An 18,948-nucleotide genomic window follows, 5' to 3' on the forward strand; every position below is an offset into this window, starting at 1 on the left:
GCGCTGGAACGACGCGGGTGACGCGCCGGAAGTCGGCGCTATATAGTGCCCGTTCGCAAAATCGCAATCACGCTGACCGCACGACAACCCCGGGGCCCTACCATCACCCGCCGCATCTACCTCGACCATGCCGCCACCAGCCCGCTGCGCCCTGAAGCGCGGGCGGCGATGGAGGAGGGGTTCCGTATCTGGGCCAACCCGAGCAGCCCGCACGCCGAGGGGCGCCGGGCCAAGGCCGCGCTGGAGGATGCGCGTGAGAGGGTGAAGGCGGCGCTGGGTTGGAAAGGCGAGGTGATCTTCACCAGCGGCGCGAGCGAGGCGCTGTGGATCGCGCTCAACCGCGCCAAGGCAAAGCGCCGCATTGTCAGCGCAGTGGAGCATGATGCGGTGTTCCGGGCAGCGCCGGACGCGGAGGTTTTCTCTGACGACATGACGTTCGACGCCGGTTCGATCCTGGCTGTGCAGCACGTCAACTCCGAGACGGGCGTAATCAACCCGGTTGGCGACATGGCCGAGGCCGTCAGGCCGGCCGGTGCGCTGGTTCTGTCCGACTGCGCGCAATCTGCCGGCAAGCTTGCGCTGCCCGAGGCCGACCTGCTGGTCGTCTCGGCCCACAAGTTTGGCGGTCCGGTGGGTATTGGCGCCCTGCTGGTGCGCGATTTCGCCTTGCTCGAGCCGACGGGCGGGCACGAGCGGGGCTATCGCCAGGGAACCGAGAACATGCCCGCCGCGCTGGGCATGGCGGCTGCGCTCGAGGCGGGGCCGTGGGCAACCACCGCCGAGCAGCGCGCCGGGTTTGCCGGGCAGATCGCCGGACACCTCCTCCGGTTCGGCAACCAGACGGACCATATTTTCGCGGTAGTGCATCCTTCCATGAGCGCGCAGGCGCTGCTGATCCGGCTCGATGCGATGGGTTTTGCCGTATCGGCGGGCAGTGCCTGTTCCTCCGGCACGCTGAAGAAAAGCCGGGTGCTCGATGCTTTCGGGGTGCCCGATGATGTGGCATCGCGCACGATCCGGGTGAGCCTGGGGTGGTCCACCACGCCTCAGGATTTGGAGCAGTTTGTGGAGGCGTGGGACAGGTTGACATGATCTACCTCGATTACCAGGCCACCACCCCGCTTGCGCCTGAAGCGCGCGAGGCGATGGTGCGCTGGCTGGGCGGGCCGGACAGCGATCACTTCGGCAATCCGCACTCGCCTCACCGCATGGGGCGGATGGCGGCGGCAGCGGTCGAGGTGGCGCGCGAGCAGGTCGCAGGCCTGTTCCCGCCGGGCGGGCGGGTGATCTTCACCTCAGGTGCGACTGAGGCGATCAACCTCGCCATTGGTGGCGGCCGCTATGGCCCGGTCGCCTGCTCGACCATCGAGCATGCCGCCGTGCGCGACAGCATACGCTGGTTTGGCGATGGGCACGATCTTCCGGTCGGCCCAGATGGACTGATCGACCATGACGTGCCGATCGCCGCTGACACCCGATTGGTTGCGGTCATGCAGGTCAACAACGAGATCGGGACGATCCAGCCAGTCGAGGCAATCGCTAGGCGTACCCGCGCCCACGGGGCCTGGCTGCTGTGCGATGCGGTGCAGGGCGCGGGCAAGTTGCTGCCGCCTGCGAGCGCGGACCTGATCGCGGTCAGTGCGCACAAGCTCCACGGGCCCAAGGGGATCGGCGCGCTGTGGGTGCGGGACGGGATTGAGCTGTCGCCCATTACCCATGGCGGCGGGCAGGAACAGGGCCTGCGTTCCGGCACGCTCAGCCCCGCACTGTGCGCGGGGTTCGGCGCGGCGGCACAGATCGCGTTTGAGCGAAGGGCAGAGGACACCGCCCATGTCGAGGCACTCTGGGCCCGCGCGCGCGAGCTGTTCGCGGGCTGGACGCTCAATGGCAGCGCCGAGCACCGCTGGCACGGCAACCTCAATATCCGCAGAGACGGGCTGGATGTCGCCCGGCTGATGTCTGACTGCCGCAACGTGATGTTCAGCGCCGGGAGTGCCTGCGCCAGCGGGTCCGGGCGGCCGAGCCATGTCCTCAAGGCCATCGGGCTGACGGACCGGCAGGCAAAAAGCTCGATCCGGCTCGGCTTCGGGCGCTATACCACCATCGATCAGATCGAACAGGCCGGCGCGCAGATCAACGCGGCGGCGCGCGAACAGGGAGTATGAACGTGCGGATCGTGTTCACCACCGCCAAGGGCGAAACGGTCGAAGCCGAGGGCGCGGCGGGTATTCCCCTGCTGGAGGTCGCCCAGGCCGCCGGGATGCCGCTGGAGGGCACCTGCGAAGGGCAGATGGCCTGCTCCACCTGCCACGTGATCGTCGATCCCGACTGGTTCGACCGCCTGCCGCCTGCAAGCGAGGAGGAAGAGGACATGCTCGACCTGGCTGCCGGGATTGCCCGCACCAGCCGCCTTTCCTGCCAGATCGTGCTGGCGGACGGGATGGACGGCCTCGCCGTGCGCATCCCGCCGGAAAGCAACGACATGAGCCGGTTCTAGCTGCCCGTCGCGAGCGGCTACCCCCTGCCTGGAACGGACAGGATTCCTGGCACCCTGCCTTGCAAACGGGCACCGCCAGCCTCACTTGATGGGCGGCCGGATCGGTCTTCTGGGAGGAATGGGGCAATGCGCCAGTGGGTGCAGCAAGTGCTTGAATCGCGCAGGTTCGAACTGGCGATCATCGCGGTTATCGTGATCAACGCGATCGTGATCGGGCTGGAGACGGTGCCGTCGATCATGGCCGAATATGGCGGGCTGCTGCGCGCCGCGGACCGGCTGGCGATCGGCGTGTTCATCGCCGAAATCGGGCTCAAGCTCTATGCCTACCGGCTGCGGTTCTTTGCCAATGGCTGGAACCTGTTCGACTTTGTCATTGTGGCCGCCGCGCTGGTTCCGGCAGGTGCAGGCGCATCGGTCCTGCGGGCGCTGCGTATCCTGCGTGCCCTGCGCCTGATTTCCGTGGTGCCGAAGATGCGGCAGGTGGTGGCGGGGCTGCTCAGCGCCATCCCGTCGATGGGAACGGTGATCGTCCTGCTGCTGCTGATATTCTATGTCGGCGCGGTCATGGCCACCAAGCTCTACGGGCCGAGCTTCCCCGAATGGTTCGGCTCGGTTCCGCGCTCATTCTATTCGCTGTTCCAGATCATGACGCTGGAAAGCTGGTCGATGGGGATCGTCCGCCCGGTGATGGAGGTCCATCCTTATGCCTGGGTGTTCTTCGTGCCCTTCATCCTGGTCACCAGCTTCGTGGTGCTCAACCTGTTCATCGCCATCATCGTCACGGCGATGCACGAGGCAAGCGACGAGGAAGCCACCGGCGAGCGTGAAGAAATCCTGCGCGAACTGCGTTTGCTGCGGCAGGACGTTGCCACTTTGAAGGAGCGGCACGGCGCCTGACCGGATAGTCAGGCGGCTTCGCTCTGCTCCAGCCTGAGCCGCGCGATCAGAGCCTCGGAGAAGGCTGGAACGTCGTCGGGCTTACGGCTGGTGATCAGGTTGCCGTCTTCCACCACATCGCGGTCCACCACGTCGGCCCCGGCGTTGATGAGATCGGTGCGGATGGAGGGCCAGCTCGTCACGATCCTCCCTTCCAGCAAACCGGCTTCGGCCAGCAGCCAAGGGGCATGGCAGATTGCGGCGATGATTTTATCAGCCTCGGCGAAGTCATTGACCACCCCGATGGCCCGGTCGTCCATACGCAGGATGTCGGGATTCATCTGGCCGCCTGGCAGCAGCAGGGCGTCATAGTCGCCAACATCGATTTTATCCAGCGACAGGTCGACCGTCACGGCCTCGCCCCAATCCTTGTCCTGCCAGCCGCGAATTTCGCCCCTTTCGGGGCTGGCCACCCGGGTTTCTATTCCGGCCTGTTCGAGCCGCTCACGCGGGCCGGTCAGCTCCGACTGCTCGAACCCGTTGGTGGCCATGATCAGGACGCGCGACATAGGAGGTCTCCTTATGAATGTGACTGTGGTGTTTTCCTGCTCGCAACGCGTGGGAAAAGCCGCCTGTTCCACCTTCTAGGCAGACGGTTGCGGTGATAGGGCGAGCCGCATGACCACCATTGACGACACCGGAACCGAAAAGGACCCTTTCGACGCCATCGTCGATGCGCCGTTCGACAGCGCCCTGTCTGAACGCTACCTGGTCTATGCGCTGTCGACCATTACCGCGCGCTCGCTGCCCGACCTGCGTGACGGCCTGAAGCCGGTCCATCGCCGCCTGCTGTGGACCATGCGCCAGCTCAAGCTCGATCCGGCCAGCGCCTTCAAGAAGTCGGCCCGCGTGGTCGGCGAGGTAATCGGCAAATACCACCCGCACGGCGATGTCGCCGCCTATGATGCGATGGTCCGCCTCGCGCAGGACTTTGCGCTGCGCTACCCGCTGGTCGAAGGGCAGGGGAACTTCGGCAATATCGACGGCGATAATGCCGCTGCCTATCGCTATACCGAAGCGCGCCTGACCAAGACGGCAATGCGCCTGATGGACGGGCTGGACGAAGGCACGGTCGATTTCGTGCCGACCTACAACGGCGAGGAAGAGGAGCCGGCGCTGTTTCCGGGGCTGTTCCCCAACCTGCTCGCCAATGGATCAAGCGGGATCGCGGTCGGCATGGCGACCAACATCCCGAGCCACAACGTGGCGGAAATCATCGATGCGGCGCTCGAACTGATCGACAATCCGCACGTCGAGCATGAGCGGCTGATGGAGCTGTTCCACGGCCCGGACCTGCCGACTGGCGGCCTGATCGTCGACAGTGCCGCCGCCATTTCCGCCGCCTATGCCACCGGGCGCGGATCGTTCCGCATTCGCGGCCGGTTCCATGCCGCCGAAGCGAAGGAAGAGGCGGATCGCCAGGCCGGCATCGAGCGGCTGGGCGGCGGGCAGTGGCAGCTGGTCATCAGCGAAATCCCCTACCAGGTGCCCAAGGGCAAGCTGATCGAGCAGATCGCGCAGGCCATCGGCGACCGCAAGCTGCCGATCCTGGAGGACGTGCGCGACGAGAGCGACGAGGCGATCCGCATCGTGCTGGTGCCCAAGAGCCGCAATGTCGATCCCGAGCTGCTCAAGGAATCGCTCTACAAGCTGACCGACCTCGAGACCCGTTTCGGGCTCAACCTCAACGTGCTGGATGCCACCCGCACGCCGATGGTGATGGGGCTGAAGGAACTGCTGGGCCACTGGGTCGCCAGCCAGATCGACATCCTCCAGCGCCGCGCCCGCCACCGGCTGGACAAGATCGCTGCCCGGCTGGAGCTGGTCGAAGGCTACATCATCGCCTTCCTCAACCTCGACCGGGTGATCGAGATCATCCGGACCGAGGACGAGCCCAAGCCGGTGATGATGGCCGAATTCGGCATCACCGACCGCCAGGCCGAAGCGATCCTCAACATGCGGCTGCGCAGTTTGCGCAAGCTGGAAGAAATGGAGCTGCGGCAGGAGAAGGACAAGCTCCTGGCCGAGCAGGATGAACTGCACAAGCTGCTCGATAGCCCGGCCCGCCAGCGCACCCGGCTGAAGCGTGATCTTGCCAGTTTGCGCAAGGAATATGGCGAAGATACCCCGCTCGGCCGCCGCCGTACTACCATTGCCGAAGCCGCCCCCACGGTCGAATTCAGCATGGACGCCATGATCGAGAAAGCGCCGGTCACGGTGATCCTGTCGCAGAAGGGCTGGATCAGGGGGGCGAGCGGGCATGAACCGCTGGACCGCGAATACAAGTACAAGGAAGGTGACGGGCCCGCCTTTGCGCTCCATGCGCAGACCACCGACAAGCTGTTGATCGCGGCGGATAACGGGCGGTTCTTTACGCTGGGCTGTGACAAGCTGCCCGGCGCGCGCGGCTTCGGCGAGCCGATCCGCACCATGCTCGACATCGATGCCGAGGCGCAGATCATTGCCGTGGTGGTCCACCGGCCCAAGACCCAGCTCCTGCTCGCCGCGACCAGTGGCAAGGGGTTTGCCGCGCTGACCGACGAGATCCTCGCCGAGACGCGCAAGGGCCGCCAGGTGGTCAATCTCAAGGACAAGGTCCGCCTGCGCGTCGTGCGCGAGATTGCCGAGGCGCACGATCACGTCGCGGTGGTGGGCGACAACCGCAAGCTGGTGGTGTTCAACCTCGAGGAGTTGCCGATGATGGCCCGCGGGCAGGGGGTTGCGCTCCAGCGCTACCGCGACGGCGGGCTGGCCGATGCGATCACCTTCAGACTGGAGGATGGCTTGAGCTGGCAGATGGGCGGCAAGGGTGACCGGACCCGGACCGAGACCGAGATCTGGCAGTGGAAGGTGGCGCGCGGTGCCGCAGGGCGGATGCCGCCGCAGGGCTTCCCCCGCGACAACAGGTTCTGAGTGGCACATAGAAAAGGCCGGGCGACACCTTGAAGTGCTGCCCGGCCCTTGCGGTATTCAGTGGTATGGCAATCAGGCGCCCGATGCCGCCTTGGCAATCGCTTCCTGCAGCTGCGCGGTGGTGAAAAGGGCCATCAGCCCGGTTTCAGTCACGGCGAAGTGCTCACGCATCAGCGCCACCTTCTGATCATTCATAGCCAGCACGACGTTGTCGTTCTCTACCGATTCAATCGTGCCGATCGGCTGGCTGTCAGCCGAGACGACTGCCGTGCCCGGCACCAGCGCAGCATCCCGCGCGGCAGCGGCTTCGGCCAGCTGCTGGTCCATCATGGTGTCGAGCTGCGCGCGGGTCACGGTGATGGTCGGGCCAGTCTCGCCCTGGCCGAAGGCATCGACGCCCAGCGGCACCTTGTGCTTGCCGGTGTCGAGGATCACGGTCTGGCCGTCCACCTGTTCGACTTTCCCGACTTCGCCACCCTGCGGACCATAGACGGTCGCGCCGACAGCGGGCGGGGCAGCCAGGGCAGCAGGCGCAAAGGCGAGCAGGGCCGCAGGAATAAGGGCAAGCTTGGCAATGTTCATCGGTATGTCTCCGTTCGCGCCACGCGGTGCAGACCGGCGGCCAGGCGGCCACGGGACGCGACTAATGTTGAACAGGGGGCGAGAGAAACGGGACGAGTGGTCCCTTGGCGATTTCCCCAGCGACCGCGAAAGCAGTCACCCCCAAGCGGCACGCTGCGGTGCCACGTCGCGCCGTCCGGATGGATGGGCGCTTGCCATCAATGTGCGGCCCCAGGGAAACAAGGCAAGGCAAAAGGGGGTGGATCGGGCTTGAGGCGGGACAAGCCGTGGTTTCACCGGTCGGACAGAACCTCCGAGAGCAGTTCCAGCACCCGTTCGCGCGCCGGGAAGCCTTCGCCGATCCAGCGCCGCTCCACCTCGCGCAGGGTTCGCGCTACTTCCGGTCCGGCGCCTACGCCGTTTGCCACGATCTCACCACCCTTGAGCGGCAGGTCGGGCACCTGCCAGCCGAGCACCGCTGTCGGATCGGCGCTCGCCAGCAGCAGCCGGTCGACCGCGCTGTCGATCCCCTCGGCATAGGCGAGGGCGCGGGGGTTCTCGCGGTCACTGTCCAGCCGGCCCGCAGCAGCGATCAGCCGGGCGCGCTGGGACCGGGACAGGCGCAGGCGCGCGGCGACAGTTTCCGCGACCGCAGGCGAGGGTGGCAGCAAAGCGGCGAGGCGGCGTAGCGGGCTGGCTTCGACACCCGCTGCCTGCTCCGCTGCCACCAGCGCGCGCAAGGCCTCCAAACCGCAGCGGCCTGCCTCCGGCAGCACCACGTCGATCACGCCCAGCCCGGCCATCCGCTCCACCGTAGGCGACGGATCGGGCAGGGCGAGCAGCGCCAGCAGCTCCATCGCCACCCGTTCACGGCTCAACCCCTTCAGGGTGTGCGCCAGGTCGCGGCAGGCCTGCTCGGAGGCCGCATCGATCTGCGCACCGAACCGGGCCTGGAAACGGAAATAGCGCAGGATCCGCAAATGGTCCTCGCGGATGCGCTGGTGGGCATCGCCGATGAAGCGCACCCGCCGCGCGGCAAGATCGTCGAGCCCGCCGAACCAGTCGGAAATCTCCAGGGTTGCCGGGTCGGCATAGAGCGCATTGATGGTGAAATCGCGCCGCGCGGCATCGTCGCGCCAGTCGCTGGCGAAGCTGACCGTGGCGCGGCGGCCATCGGTCGAAACGTCATGCCGCAGGGTGGTGACTTCCACCGGGCCGCCCGCCAGCAGCGCGGTGATCGTGCCGTGTTCGATCCCGGTCGGCACAGTGCGGATGCCCGCCGCCGCCAGCCGTTCGATCACCTCTTGCGGGCGCAGCGGCGTGGCCGCGTCGATGTCCTTGACCGGGTGGCCCAGCAGCGTGTCGCGCACCGCCCCGCCAACCCAGCGGACATTGTCTGCACCCAGGGCTGCGACCAGCGCGGCGAGATCCTCGCGCGCGGTCCAGGGGGCGGCGGGCAGGCGCTCAGCCATCGAGCAGTTCCCTGATTTCAAGCCGCCGCGCCAGGTTGGCGATGATCGCCGCGGTCACGCCCCAGATGCGGAAGCCCTGCCAGTCGAGCTGGAGATAGCGGCGGTCGGCGCCCTCCCAGAACACCTCGTGCTCGCTCCAGTGCTCACGCTCCAGCAGCACGCGCAAGGGGGCCTCGAACCAGGCATCGACCTCGTGCGGGTTGGGCACGATCGGCAGGTCGGGCGGAACCAGCGCCAGCACCGGAGTGACGTCGAACCCGGTACCGGTCTGGTAGCGGTCGGTCGTGCCGATCACGCGCACGTGGGCGGGGTCGATTGCCAGCTCCTCGTGTGCCTCGCGCAGGGCTGCGCGCACCGCGTCCTCGCCCGGGTCGAGCTTGCCGCCGGGGAAGGCAACCTGCCCCGGATGATCGCGCATGGTGTGGGGACGGCGGGTGAGGATCACGCCGGGATCGGGCCGTTCGGTCACCGCGATCAGCACGGCGGCATCGGCGGTGCGGCTGGCGCGGGCGAAGCGGTCGTCGCTCAGCAGCCCGTCGACAGGCGCGCGGTGGCCGCGCTCGAACAGGTCGGCGAGGCGCTCGAACAGTTCGCTCACCGCGGCACCAGCGAGAAGCGCGCGCCCAGGCTCTCGACCTGCCAGTCATCACCCTCGGCCAGCGCGATCTCGGCCAGCTGCTGCCAGGTGCTGCGGTTGAGCCGCGCCTCGCACCCGCGCCGCACCGAGAGGTAGAGGGCCGGCGTTTCGACATCGCCCGCCGCGCGCAGCGGGTTGTCCGGTCCGGCAATTACCAGCTCGTCAGTGTTGAGCCGGAATACCAGTGCGCCTTCCTCCTGCTTCACATCGGTCGCGATGAAGGCGGCGTCCTCTACGGCAATAGACAGTTTCTCGAACGGGGAGGCGAGCCAGTGCTGGCCCCTGTCATCGCGGGTGAGCAGGCCGGAAAAGGCGCGCACCATGGCATCGCGGGTGATCCGGCCACCCTGGTGCCACCAGCTCCCGTCCGCCGCGATCCGCATGTCGCTCTCGCCCACCTGCTGCGGTGCCCAGCCTTCCACCGCCGGCAACTTGCGCGCAGCAACCTGCTCGGCGATCTCCGCCAGGGTCAGTTCGGCAAGATAGGGGGGCGGCTCGTATGGCATGGCGGGTCAGCGATGCCAGAAGGCGTCAGCCATTCCAAGGGCCGAGCATACCTTCCGGCGGCAATATGGCCGGATTGTCGCACCGCACCAGCAGGCGGGTGGGCTCCCACGGGCCCGGGCAGCGCCAGCCTGCGGTGGGGGCGGCGGTGAAGCCCCAGCGGCCGTAATAGGGCTCGTCGCCGATCATCACCTGCGGCAGGGCAGCGCCCGGCGCACTTGTATCGGCCACGGCCTGCAAGGCGGCCAGCATCAGCGCCTTGCCATAACCTTCCCCCTGATGCTCCGGCACAACCGCGACCGGGCCGACCATCAGCATGGGATGGGCGCGGCCGTCGGGCGCGGTCAGGGCGAGCGGCCAGATCTGGATCGTGCCGACCAGCCAGTCATCCTCGTCCAGCGCGGCGAAGCTTAGCGCGGGTAGCCAGTCCATGCCCGCCCGCATCCTGTAGGCCGTGCGCGCGTGCCGGTCAGGCCCGAAGGCCACATCGAGCAGCTGCTCGATCAGGTCAGAATCGACCTGGGCAAGGGGAATAAGCGTCGCCATGGGCCGCGCCGCTTAGGAGCGGCGCGGGTGGCTGTCGATGAATTTCACCTTGGCCGGGGGCTGGATCAGCTTGCCGGAACCAGCCTGAGCAGCCTTGCCCCTTCGCCGTCTTCCAGCACCCACAGCGCACCGTCCGGCCCTTCGACCACGGCCCGAAGCCGCTTGTCGAAGGCATAGCGTTCCGCCTCGCGGGCGCCTTCGCCGTCGAAGGTGACACGTACCAGCGCCTTGCTGGAGAGGCCTGAAATCAGCGCCTGGCCCTTCCACGCGCCGAACCTGTCGCCGCCATAGATGATCATGTTGCCCGGCGCGATGACCGGGGTCCAGCCGAGCGCAGGCTTGGCGAGATCGGGGCGGGTGTCATTGTCGGGAATGGCCTTGCCATCGTAATGATCACCGTCGGACACGACCGGCCAGCCATAGTTCAGGCCGGGTTTGACCAGGTTGAGCTCGTCACCACCAGCCGGGCCGTGCTCGACTTCCCACAACCGGCCTTGCGGATCGAACGCCATGCCCAGGATGTTGCGGTGGCCGTAGGACCAGATTTCGGGGTTGGCGGCGATGGGGTTGCCGGCTGCCGGAGTACCGTCGAGGTTGAGGCGGACGATCGTGCCCAGCGTGTTGGCATTGTCCTGCGCGGGGTCCATCTTCTGCCGGTCACCGCTGGCGACAAACATGTGCGTGCCATCGGGGCTGAACACGATCCGGTGCGAATAGTGGCCGCGCCCGGTGACCTTGGGTGCCTGCCGCCAGATAATCTTCAGGCCCTCGATCCGGCAATCGCTGCCCGAGCAGGCGAGCGTGCCGCGCCCGACCACCGCGCCGCGGGTGTCGTTCTCACCGGCTTCGGCCCAGCTGAGATAAATGGCGCGGCTGCGGGCATAATCCGGTGCAAAGGCAATGTCGCCCAGGCCCCCCTGTCCGCCGAAATCGACCTGCGGGGTGCCGCTGACGGTGGTGGCGGTGCCGGTGGCCGGGTCAACCAGTTTCAATGTGCCAGGGCGCTCGGTCACAAACAGCCGCCCGGTGCCGGGCTCGAACGCGGCGGCCCAGGGGCGGGTGAAGGTGCCGTGCTCGGTCACCCGGAACGGGCCCTGCACCACGCCTTGCTGCGGGGCCGGGGTGGAGACAGCATCGCGCCCGCCATCCCCGGTTGTCTCGTAACCGCAGCTTGCGAGCGCGAGCCCGGCCGTGGATAGGATGAGGGCAAGCGCAGGGCGTGATGAGGTCAGCATGGTTGTCGCAACTCCGAAAGACTGGACTGGCATAGAACGGGCCGGGAACCTCGCGCCCGAAATCGGGGTGGATGAAGCAGGGCGCGGACCGCTGGCAGGCCCTGTTGTTGCCGCTGCGGTCGTGCTTTGCAAGAGTCCGCCGCAAGGGCTGGACGATTCCAAGCGCCTTTCGGCCAAGCGGCGCGCCGTGCTCGACGAACAGATCCGCCGCACCTGCGTCTGGGCCGTGGGCGTGGTGGAGGCAGACGAAATCGACCGGCTCAACGTGTTCGGGGCGACCATGCGGGCGATGACGCTGGCGGTCAGCCGCCTGTGCGAAGCCATCGGCTGCGAGCCGGGAAGCATCCTGATCGACGGCAACATGACCCCGGCCGGGCGCGATGCCGGCTGGCGCTGGCCGGCGCGGGCGATTGTCGGCGGCGACGGGCTGGAGCCGTGCATCTCTGCCGCGTCGATCGTGGCCAAGGAATGGCGCGACCGCATCATGTGCGAAGCTGCCGGGCGCTATCCGCACTACGGCTGGGAACGCAACAAGGGCTATCCCACGCCGGACCACCTGACGGCGCTGCGCGATCATGGACCCTGTCCGCTCCACCGCCGCAGCTTTGCCCCGGTGGCGCAGCTCGTGCTGATCTAGGCCAGAATCTCGCGCGCTTCGGTGGCGACGACCCCGGCAATGGCGCGATAGGCATCGGCATAGGCGGCATCGCTGCGCCAGGCGGCAGCGATGGTCCGCTCGGCCCGCCAGCCGGTGATGGCGAACCGTTTGACCATGGCCTCGCCCGGTGCCTCCGACCGCAGGTAGAGCTCGGGCAGGATGGCAAGGCCCAGTCCCGAGCCCGCCATCTGGCGCAGGCTGTCGAGACTGGTGCCCTCGTAATCGCGCAGCAGCTCGGCATCCAGCTCGGCGCAGATCGCTTCCGCCTGGCGGTGGAAGTGGTGCCGCCGGTCGAGGCTGAGGACCGGCGCCCCGGCGAGCTCGGCCTTGTCCTGGCGCGGGCGGGCCAGCAGCGGATTGTCCGGCGCACCCACCAGGTGGACCGGCTCGCTGAACAAGGGGGTGACTTCCAGTTCGCCGGAAGGAAAGGGCAGGGGGGCCAGCAGCATGTCGATCTCGCCGCGGCGCAGTTCGGTCAGCTGGTCGTCGGGGATGCCTTCGCGGATATAGAGCCGCAGGGCGGGGTAATCACGATGCAGGCGGACGATCGCGGTCGGCATCAGATAGGGGCCGAGCGTGGGCGACACGCCGAGCCGGATCGTGCCGGCGAGCCCGGTGCGGCTGCGCTCTGCCGCCTTTCGGATCTGGCCCACCTCGGCCAGCACTCGCCGCGCCCGCTCCACGATCTCGCGGCCCGCAGGGGTCAGGCGGAAAGGCCGGCCGCGTTCCACCAGCGTCACCTTCAGCCGGGCTTCCAGCTCCTTGATCTGCTGGCTCAGGGTCGGCTGTGTCACATGGCAGGCCGCCGCAGCCGAGCCGAAGTTGGCGGTGTCGGCCAGAGCGACGAGGTACTGAAGCTGGCGCAGGCTGGGCATATAGACAACGTCTATCGATTCCGGTGCCAAGTTCCAATTGGAATTATTGCCCGCAGGTGCCCAGATGGAATGGCAACAGGGGATTAATCCTGATGCAGGAGCGCGCAATGACAGGCTATCTCGACCGGCTCGTTCGTCGCCATCGGCGGCTCGACCGCATGATCGACACGAGCAAGGCCGTGGGCAAACAGGAAGAACTGAAAGTGCTCAAGCGTCTGCGCTTGCGCCTGAAAGACCGAATCGAGGAAATCCGTCAACGCAATCATCCCGTCACGCGTTGATGGTGGCGCGGCGTGCAGGGAGCTTCCCCTCCCCCCAACCCATCCCTGCACGCCGCAGAAAATAGACGTAACTTCCTCGACTTGGGCGGGCCGGACCCTTTCCTGGCCCGCCCATTTTTCTTGACCGCCTGCAATCTACAGGGCCAGATAACGCCATGCTGAACTCCCCTCCGGCATTCGCAACTGCCGCAGCGCGCGCCCTGCGCGAGTTCCTCAGGCAGGAAAGCGCGGGCGGGATCGTGCTGATGGTGGCCGCCGCCCTGGCGCTGGTGTTGGCCAATTCGCCGCTCTCCGCCGCCTACTTCGGCGCGCTGTCGACCGAGGTTGCGGTGACCGTGGGCGGCGGCGGCATCGTCAAGCCGGCCCTGTTGTGGATCAACGACGGGCTGATGGCGCTGTTCTTCTTCCTGATCGGGCTGGAGGTGAAGCGCGAGGTGCTGGAAGGCCAGCTGTCGAGCTGGCAGCAGAGCTCGCTGCCGCTGTTCGCAGCGATCGGCGGGATGGCGCTGCCGGCGCTCGTGTTTCTCGCCATCAACATGCACTATCCGGAAAACGTCAACGGCTGGGCGATCCCGGCGGCGACCGACATCGCCTTTGCCCTGGGCGTGCTCGCCCTGCTCGGCAGCCGGGTGCCGGTGGCGCTCAAGGCGCTGCTGCTGGCAGTGGCGGTGATCGACGATATCGGCGCCATCGCGATAATCGCGCTGTTCTATACCCCGGGCGTGCAGACCACGATGCTGCTCGCCGCCGCTGCGGTGCTGGTGCTGCTGGCGCTGATCGGGCGGGCGCGGGTGGCCTCGCCGATCCCCTACATCGTGTTCGGCACGGTGCTATGGTACTTCGTGCTCAAGTCCGGCGTCCACGCCACGCTGGCCGGGGTGGCGCTTGCGATGACCGTGCCGCTCTATGACCGCAAGGGCGAGGCCGTGCTGGAGCACATGGAGCATGCGCTGCACCCGTGGGTGGCGTTCCTCGTCGTGCCGATCTTCGCGCTCGCCAACGCGGGCGTCTCGCTCACCGGGCTGGAGCCGTCCGCCGCGCTGGCCCCGCTCCCGCTGGGCATCGCGCTGGGCCTGATCCTGGGCAAGCAGATCGGCATCTTCGGTTTCGCCTGGCTGGCGGTGAAGAGCGGCATGTCCAGCCTGCCGGCCGGAATCACCTGGCGCCATATCTGGGGCCTGTCGCTGGTTGCCGGGATCGGCTTCACCATGAGCCTGTTCATTGGCAACCTGGCCTTCGCTGACCCGGCCCTGATCGACCAGGTCAAGATCGGGGTGCTGACCGGATCGCTGATCGCGGCCTTTGCCGGGGTCATGATTCTGAAGGGCGCAGGCGGCGATCCGGTCCGCACCGAAAAAATCGGCTGAGGCCGGAAAGCCGAGTCTTTCATGCCACACCGCAGGATGTCGAGTCCCGTAAACCCCTCCGGACTCAACATCTTGTGCCGGACACCTTTCGTTCTCTCGAGGTTAGCGGGCCGTTAACCATAAGCTGCGATCATTCGTGCTTGACGCGGAGTCCGCGAGGACTCACCCTGTGGATAACTCGCAAGGACAGGGAACGAAACATGGGGGTCATCGAGACCACGAGAACACGCGCGCGCGCCTTTGCCCAGGCGTCGGACGTGCATGCGGAGCTGCCGCTGGGGCAGATCCTTGACGGCGACTGCGTGGAAGCGATGCGGCGCCTGCCGACCGCCAGCGTCGACCTGGTGTTCGCCGATCCGCCTTACAACCTCCAGCTCGGCGGCGATCTCAACCGGCCCGACGGCAGCCATGTCGACGCGGTGACCGACCACTGGGACCAGTTTGACAGTTTCGCGGTTTATGACGCTTTCACAAGGGCCTGGCTGACGGAAGCGAAACGGGTTCTCAAGCCCGATGGCGCCCTGTGGGTGATCGGCAGCTACCACAACATCTTCCGCGTCGGCGCGATCCTGCAGGATCTGGGCTTCTGGATCCTCAACGACGTGGTGTGGCGCAAGTCCAACCCGATGCCCAACTTCAAGGGCACCCGCTTCACCAACGCGCACGAAACGCTGATCTGGGCAAGCCAGGGCGAAAAGGCCAAGTACCACTTCAACTACCGCGCGATGAAGACACTCAACGACGAACTGCAGATGCGCAGCGACTGGGTCCTGCCGATCTGCAACGGGGCGGAACGGCTGAAGGAAGACGGGCACAAGGTCCACCCGACCCAGAAACCGGAAAGCCTGCTCTACCGCGTGCTGCTCTCGACCACCGAGAAAGGCGACGTGGTGCTCGATCCATTCTTCGGCACCGGCACCACCGGCGCGGTCGCCAAGCGGCTGGGGCGCGAGTGGATCGGGTGCGAGCGCGAAGGTGTCTACCGCAAGGCCGCACTGGCCCGGATCGACAAGGAGCTGCCGCTGGATGAATCTGCGCTCACCACCATGCAAAGCGCACGCTCTGCCCCCAAGGTGGCGTTCGGTGCGCTGGTCGAAGCCGGCCTGATCGCGCCGGGCACGCAGGTGTTCGACAAGAAACGCCGCTGGGTGGCGACCGTGCGCGCGGACGGCTCGCTGGCCTATGGCACGCAAACCGGCAGCATCCACGGCCTCGGCAAGGACCTCCAGGGCGCGCCGAGCTGCAACGGCTGGAGCTTCTGGCACTACGAGGCGGCGGGAGAGGTGAAACCGATCGACGCGGCGCGGCAGCTGTATTTGCTGAGCGTGGAGGATTGAGGGGGATTTCCCTTTGCTCCCTCACTCCGTCACCCCGGACTTGATCCGGGGTCCCGCTTACTTGGCGGAGTAGCACCTAGCCCTGAAGAACAGCGGGACCCCGGGTCAAGCCCGGGGTGACGATAGGGGCGACCGGTGAGTGCATAGCTGACATTCGGGCAACGACCCCATTGCGGAAAGAAGCCCGCCCAATAAGATAAACCCATGAGAGTGGCGAACATCAGCTCGGCGATCGTCATTTTGCTTTGGCTTGGATTAGCCTTCGCGGGACGTAACCAATTGACGCCCTTCTTGGTGGATGAAGTCGCTGATTGGCCGACCATCACCAGTATTGATTTTGTAATCCTGTTGCCATTGCTGATGGCGATGGCGCTACTTGCTCTCGCCTGCGTGTGTAATGCGTCGAGGCGGTGGCCTGCTGCATTGCTAGTCGCGTCGTTCGCATGGCTGATCGCGATTTTGCCTTATGTAATTGTTTCCGGTGGTGGGGTTTAACGGCAACTTTCCACCCAGTTTCCGACAATCGCCATCCTCCCAAGCCTGCCTGTACCCAGACCATCGCTTCCACCCTTCGTCACCCCGGGCTTGACCCGGGGTCCCGCTTCTAGGCCCAGAAGCGCCGGGCTCCGAAGAACAGCGGGACCCCGGCTCGGGGGCCGGGGTGACGAGTGGTTTGAGGTCGACCCGCTTAGATCAGCGTATCGTAGAGATCGTCCCAATCCGGGTTCGCCTGCTCGATCAGTTCGATCTTCCACGCCCGTCGCCAGCGCTTGAGGCGTTTTTCGTGCGCGATCGCCTCCTCGATGGTGCCGCAGCGGTCGGCCCAGACGAGGCGGGTGAGGTCATGGTGGCGGCAGAATGCCGAGCCCTTGCCGTCGCGGTGCTGGGTGATCCGTGACGCCAGATCGGACGTGACGCCCAGGTAGAGCGTGCCGCGATAGCGGTCGGCCATAAGGTAGACCCAGCCGCCTCTGGTTTCGCGCTCCATCGGGCGAGGGAACAGGAAGCGGGACCCCGGGTCAAGCCCGGGGTGACCAAGTGCCGGTAAGGCAGAGGCCGAATGACCGCTCCAAATCCCCCCTGTCCTACAGCCCCCGGCCCGTGGCATAGCCGTGGAATGACCGCGCTTCGCCCCTTTCTCCGCCTCTCGCAAAGGGGCATGAACCGGGCGAAGTTTTTTGCCTCAGGACTGTGTAACAAGCGGTCCATGTCACCCTGTAACATGAGCCCGGTAACACCATGAACCAAGCCGTCTACATCCGCCCGATCGCCATGGTGCCGGCGCCGCACAGCGAGCATGGCAATGCCCTGAAGCTCGCCGGCGGGCTCACTTATGCCAGCCGCTTTGCGGTGATCCTGCGGGAAGGGGGCAAGGTAACCGACCGCTGGCTGGCGGGCGCGGACACCATTGCCGACGTGCTGGCTGCATTGCCGGACGCCGTCATCGCCGACGCGCAGGAGCAGTGGGCCAACCTGGCGCGCAGCCATGCGCCGCTGCAACTGGGGGCACGCACGGTGCGGCTCGACCAGCCGCAGGTGGTCGGCATCCTCAATGTGACGCCTGACAGCTTCAGCGACGGGGGCGAGTTCCACGAAGACCCGGAGGTCGGCCGTGCCCATGCCGCCGCCATGCTGGAGGCAGGCGCGGCGCTGGTCGACATCGGCGGAGAGAGCACCCGCCCGGGCGCACCGGCGGTGTGGGAAGGGGACGAGCTCAAGCGGGTGATCCCGGCGGTCGAGTACTGCGCCAGCATGGGCGCCGCGATCAGCGTCGACACCCGCCGCCCGGCAGTGATGGAAGCCGCGCTGGCGGCGGGCGCAAGCATGATCAACGACGTCTCCGCGCTGCGCCACGATCCGCGCAGCGCCGAGTTCGTCGCCCGCCATGGCTGCCCGGTGGTGCTGATGCACGCGCCGGGCGAAGGCGACGACCTGCACCACAACCCGGCCTACCAGGGCAGCTATGCCAGTGTGGTGCTCGACGTGTTCGACTGGCTGCGCGCGCGGCGCGATGCGGCGCTGGCGGCGGGGATCGCGCGGGAGGCGATCGTGCTCGATCCGGGCATCGGGTTCGGCAAGACGGTGGCGGACAACCTCGCATTGCTGAACGCGCTACCGCTGTTCCATGCACTGGGCCAGCCGCTGATGCTGGGGGTCAGCCGCAAGCGGATGATCGGGGCCCTGAGCAACGAGGCGCCCGCGCACCAGCGGCTGGGCGGCAGCGTGGCGCTGGCGTTCAAGGGGATGGAGGCGGGCGTGCAGCTGCTGCGCGTCCACGATGTCGCCGAGACGGTCCAGGCGCGCAACGTGTGGCGGGGCTTGCGCGATGCCGCGCTGACCGACTTCAGCGAGCTGCCGGGGGTCTAGAAGGAGTAGCCGCCGTCGCTGACCATGACATGGCCGGTCACGTTGGCGGCCATGTCGCTGAGGAGGAAGCCGATCTCGCCTGCGATCTCGTCGGGCGTGGCGAACTGGCCGCGCGGGGTGGTGGCGGCCATGCCCTTCAGGGTGGCCTCGCGCCCGTGCTTGGCGACGGCCTCGCGGAACTGGTCGCCGCTGTCCCAGATGGCGGTGTCGATGCCGCCGGGGGCGATGGCGTTGACGCGGATGCCGTGCTTCGCGTTCTCGGCTGCGGCGATGCGGGCCATGTGGGCAACGCCCGCCTTGGCCACGCCGTAGGGGCCGATGCCCGGGACCGGCTTGATGCCGGTCACCGAAGCGGTGACGACCGCGCTGCCGCCGCCGGTCTTGCGCATCGCGCGCAGCGCGGCGGCGAGGGTGAGGAAGGCGCCATCGCAGTTGACGCTCATCACCCGGCGCCACTCGTCGAAGGTGAGGTCGGTGATCTCGCCGCTGCCGCCGATCCCGGCGTTGACCACGGCATGGTCGAGCCGGTCCCACCCGGCCTCGAGCCGGGCCCACAGGTCGGGGTCGGCGACGCTGCCGGTGACCCGGTCGGCGGAGCAGGAGAGGTCGAGCGCGGCGAGGCCGGCTGCGTCGACGTCGACCAGGACGAGGTGGGCTGCGCCGTGCCGGTCGAGCCAGCGGGCGCAAGCCGCGCCAATGCCGGAAGCCGCGCCAGTGACGAGCGCGGTGCGGCCGGAGAAGTCGAGAGGGTTGGTCATGGGC

General features: G+C 67.1%; 21 protein-coding genes. 11 read left to right on the plus strand and 10 right to left on the minus strand.

What is annotated here, in order from left to right:
* The first annotated feature begins 168 nt into the window (after positions 1–168).
* The 4 genes from U4960_RS05385 (at position 169) to U4960_RS05400 (ending at position 3,394) form a co-directional block, all read left to right on the plus strand.
* Positions 169–1,092, plus strand: a complete 924-nt coding sequence (locus U4960_RS05385; protein WP_416379111.1) for a cysteine desulfurase family protein — start codon at positions 169–171, stop codon at positions 1,090–1,092.
* Complete coding sequence (locus tag U4960_RS05390; protein WP_324263064.1) at positions 1,089–2,165, plus strand: cysteine desulfurase family protein; 1,077 nt, start codon at positions 1,089–1,091, stop codon at positions 2,163–2,165. The genes U4960_RS05385 and U4960_RS05390 overlap by 4 nt, the downstream gene beginning before the upstream one ends.
* Complete coding sequence (locus U4960_RS05395; RefSeq protein ID WP_416379102.1) at positions 2,162–2,497, plus strand: 2Fe-2S iron-sulfur cluster-binding protein; 336 nt, start codon at positions 2,162–2,164, stop codon at positions 2,495–2,497. Before U4960_RS05390 ends, U4960_RS05395 begins: the two co-directional genes overlap by 4 nt.
* Before the next feature lie 126 nt (positions 2,498–2,623).
* A complete protein-coding gene (locus U4960_RS05400; protein ID WP_324262550.1) occupies positions 2,624–3,394 on the plus strand; it encodes an ion transporter in 771 nt (256 codons plus the stop codon).
* An 8-nt stretch (positions 3,395–3,402) separates the two neighbouring features.
* On the opposite strand, the gene U4960_RS05405 is transcribed toward U4960_RS05400, so the two are convergent.
* Entirely contained in the window at positions 3,403–3,942 is a 540-nt protein-coding gene (locus tag U4960_RS05405; protein ID WP_324262551.1) for a type 1 glutamine amidotransferase domain-containing protein, read from the minus strand.
* A gap of 109 nt (positions 3,943–4,051) precedes the next feature.
* Between U4960_RS05405 and parC the strand changes: the two genes are divergently transcribed.
* Positions 4,052–6,346: a DNA topoisomerase IV subunit A gene (parC, locus tag U4960_RS05410; protein ID WP_324262552.1), complete on the plus strand. Its 2,295-nt coding sequence runs from the start codon at positions 4,052–4,054 to the stop codon at positions 6,344–6,346.
* Positions 6,347–6,418: 72 nt separating this feature from the next.
* Here parC and U4960_RS05415 read toward each other — a convergent pair whose 3' ends face one another.
* The 6 genes from U4960_RS05415 to U4960_RS05440 form a co-directional block, all read right to left on the minus strand.
* Positions 6,419–6,928, minus strand: a complete 510-nt coding sequence (locus U4960_RS05415; RefSeq protein ID WP_324262553.1) for a hypothetical protein — start codon at positions 6,926–6,928, stop codon at positions 6,419–6,421.
* A gap of 272 nt (positions 6,929–7,200) precedes the next feature.
* A complete protein-coding gene (locus tag U4960_RS05420) occupies positions 7,201–8,379 on the minus strand; it encodes a CCA tRNA nucleotidyltransferase (protein WP_324262554.1) in 1,179 nt (392 codons plus the stop codon).
* Complete coding sequence (locus tag U4960_RS05425) at positions 8,372–8,977, minus strand: CoA pyrophosphatase (RefSeq protein ID WP_324262555.1); 606 nt, start codon at positions 8,975–8,977, stop codon at positions 8,372–8,374. The genes U4960_RS05420 and U4960_RS05425 overlap by 8 nt, the downstream gene beginning before the upstream one ends.
* A complete protein-coding gene (locus U4960_RS05430) occupies positions 8,974–9,522 on the minus strand; it encodes a DUF1285 domain-containing protein (protein WP_324262556.1) in 549 nt (182 codons plus the stop codon). Before U4960_RS05430 ends, U4960_RS05425 begins: the two co-directional genes overlap by 4 nt.
* Positions 9,523–9,547: 25 nt before the next feature.
* Positions 9,548–10,066, minus strand: a complete 519-nt coding sequence (locus tag U4960_RS05435; protein ID WP_324262557.1) for a GNAT family N-acetyltransferase — start codon at positions 10,064–10,066, stop codon at positions 9,548–9,550.
* 65 nt (positions 10,067–10,131) lie between these two features.
* Positions 10,132–11,301, minus strand: coding sequence for a PQQ-dependent sugar dehydrogenase (locus U4960_RS05440; protein ID WP_324262558.1), 1,170 nt, complete (start codon positions 11,299–11,301; stop codon positions 10,132–10,134).
* On the opposite strand from U4960_RS05440, the gene U4960_RS05445 reads away from it, so the two are divergent.
* Complete coding sequence (locus U4960_RS05445) at positions 11,300–11,938, plus strand: ribonuclease HII (protein WP_324262559.1); 639 nt, start codon at positions 11,300–11,302, stop codon at positions 11,936–11,938. The two genes, U4960_RS05440 and U4960_RS05445, sit on opposite strands and share 2 nt — an antisense overlap.
* On the opposite strand, the gene U4960_RS05450 is transcribed toward U4960_RS05445, so the two are convergent.
* Positions 11,935–12,834, minus strand: coding sequence for a hydrogen peroxide-inducible genes activator (locus U4960_RS05450; RefSeq protein WP_324262560.1), 900 nt, complete (start codon positions 12,832–12,834; stop codon positions 11,935–11,937). The genes U4960_RS05445 and U4960_RS05450 overlap by 4 nt on opposite strands.
* A 107-nt stretch (positions 12,835–12,941) precedes the next feature.
* Here U4960_RS05450 and U4960_RS05455 point away from each other — a divergent pair, with 107 nt between their 5' ends.
* From U4960_RS05455 to U4960_RS05470, 4 genes are all read left to right on the plus strand, one after another.
* Positions 12,942–13,115, plus strand: a complete 174-nt coding sequence (locus tag U4960_RS05455; protein WP_324262561.1) for a YdcH family protein — start codon at positions 12,942–12,944, stop codon at positions 13,113–13,115.
* Between the two features lie 155 nt (positions 13,116–13,270).
* Positions 13,271–14,482, plus strand: coding sequence for a Na+/H+ antiporter NhaA (nhaA, locus tag U4960_RS05460; protein ID WP_324262562.1), 1,212 nt, complete (start codon positions 13,271–13,273; stop codon positions 14,480–14,482).
* Positions 14,483–14,682: 200 nt separating this feature from the next.
* Positions 14,683–15,819 carry a site-specific DNA-methyltransferase gene (locus tag U4960_RS05465; protein ID WP_324262563.1) on the plus strand — a complete coding sequence of 379 codons (1,137 nt, stop codon included), beginning with the start codon at positions 14,683–14,685 and terminating at the stop codon, positions 15,817–15,819.
* Between the two features lie 204 nt (positions 15,820–16,023).
* On the plus strand, positions 16,024–16,314 hold the full coding sequence (locus tag U4960_RS05470; protein ID WP_324262564.1) for a hypothetical protein: 291 nt from the start codon (positions 16,024–16,026) through the stop codon (positions 16,312–16,314).
* Positions 16,315–16,507: 193 nt separating this feature from the next.
* Here U4960_RS05470 and U4960_RS05475 read toward each other — a convergent pair whose 3' ends face one another.
* Positions 16,508–16,807: a GIY-YIG nuclease family protein gene (locus U4960_RS05475; RefSeq protein WP_324262565.1), complete on the minus strand. Its 300-nt coding sequence runs from the start codon at positions 16,805–16,807 to the stop codon at positions 16,508–16,510.
* Positions 16,808–17,058: 251 nt separating this feature from the next.
* Between U4960_RS05475 and folP the strand changes: the two genes are divergently transcribed.
* Positions 17,059–18,186, plus strand: a complete 1,128-nt coding sequence (folP, locus tag U4960_RS05480; protein WP_324262566.1) for a dihydropteroate synthase — start codon at positions 17,059–17,061, stop codon at positions 18,184–18,186.
* Here folP and U4960_RS05485 read toward each other — a convergent pair.
* On the minus strand, positions 18,183–18,944 hold the full coding sequence (locus U4960_RS05485; protein ID WP_324262567.1) for an SDR family NAD(P)-dependent oxidoreductase: 762 nt from the start codon (positions 18,942–18,944) through the stop codon (positions 18,183–18,185). The genes folP and U4960_RS05485 overlap by 4 nt on opposite strands.
* Positions 18,945–18,948 lie beyond the last annotated feature (4 nt).

It is taken from the genome of Altererythrobacter sp. H2, assembly GCF_035319885.1.
GTDB lineage: Bacteria > Pseudomonadota > Alphaproteobacteria > Sphingomonadales > Sphingomonadaceae > 34-65-8.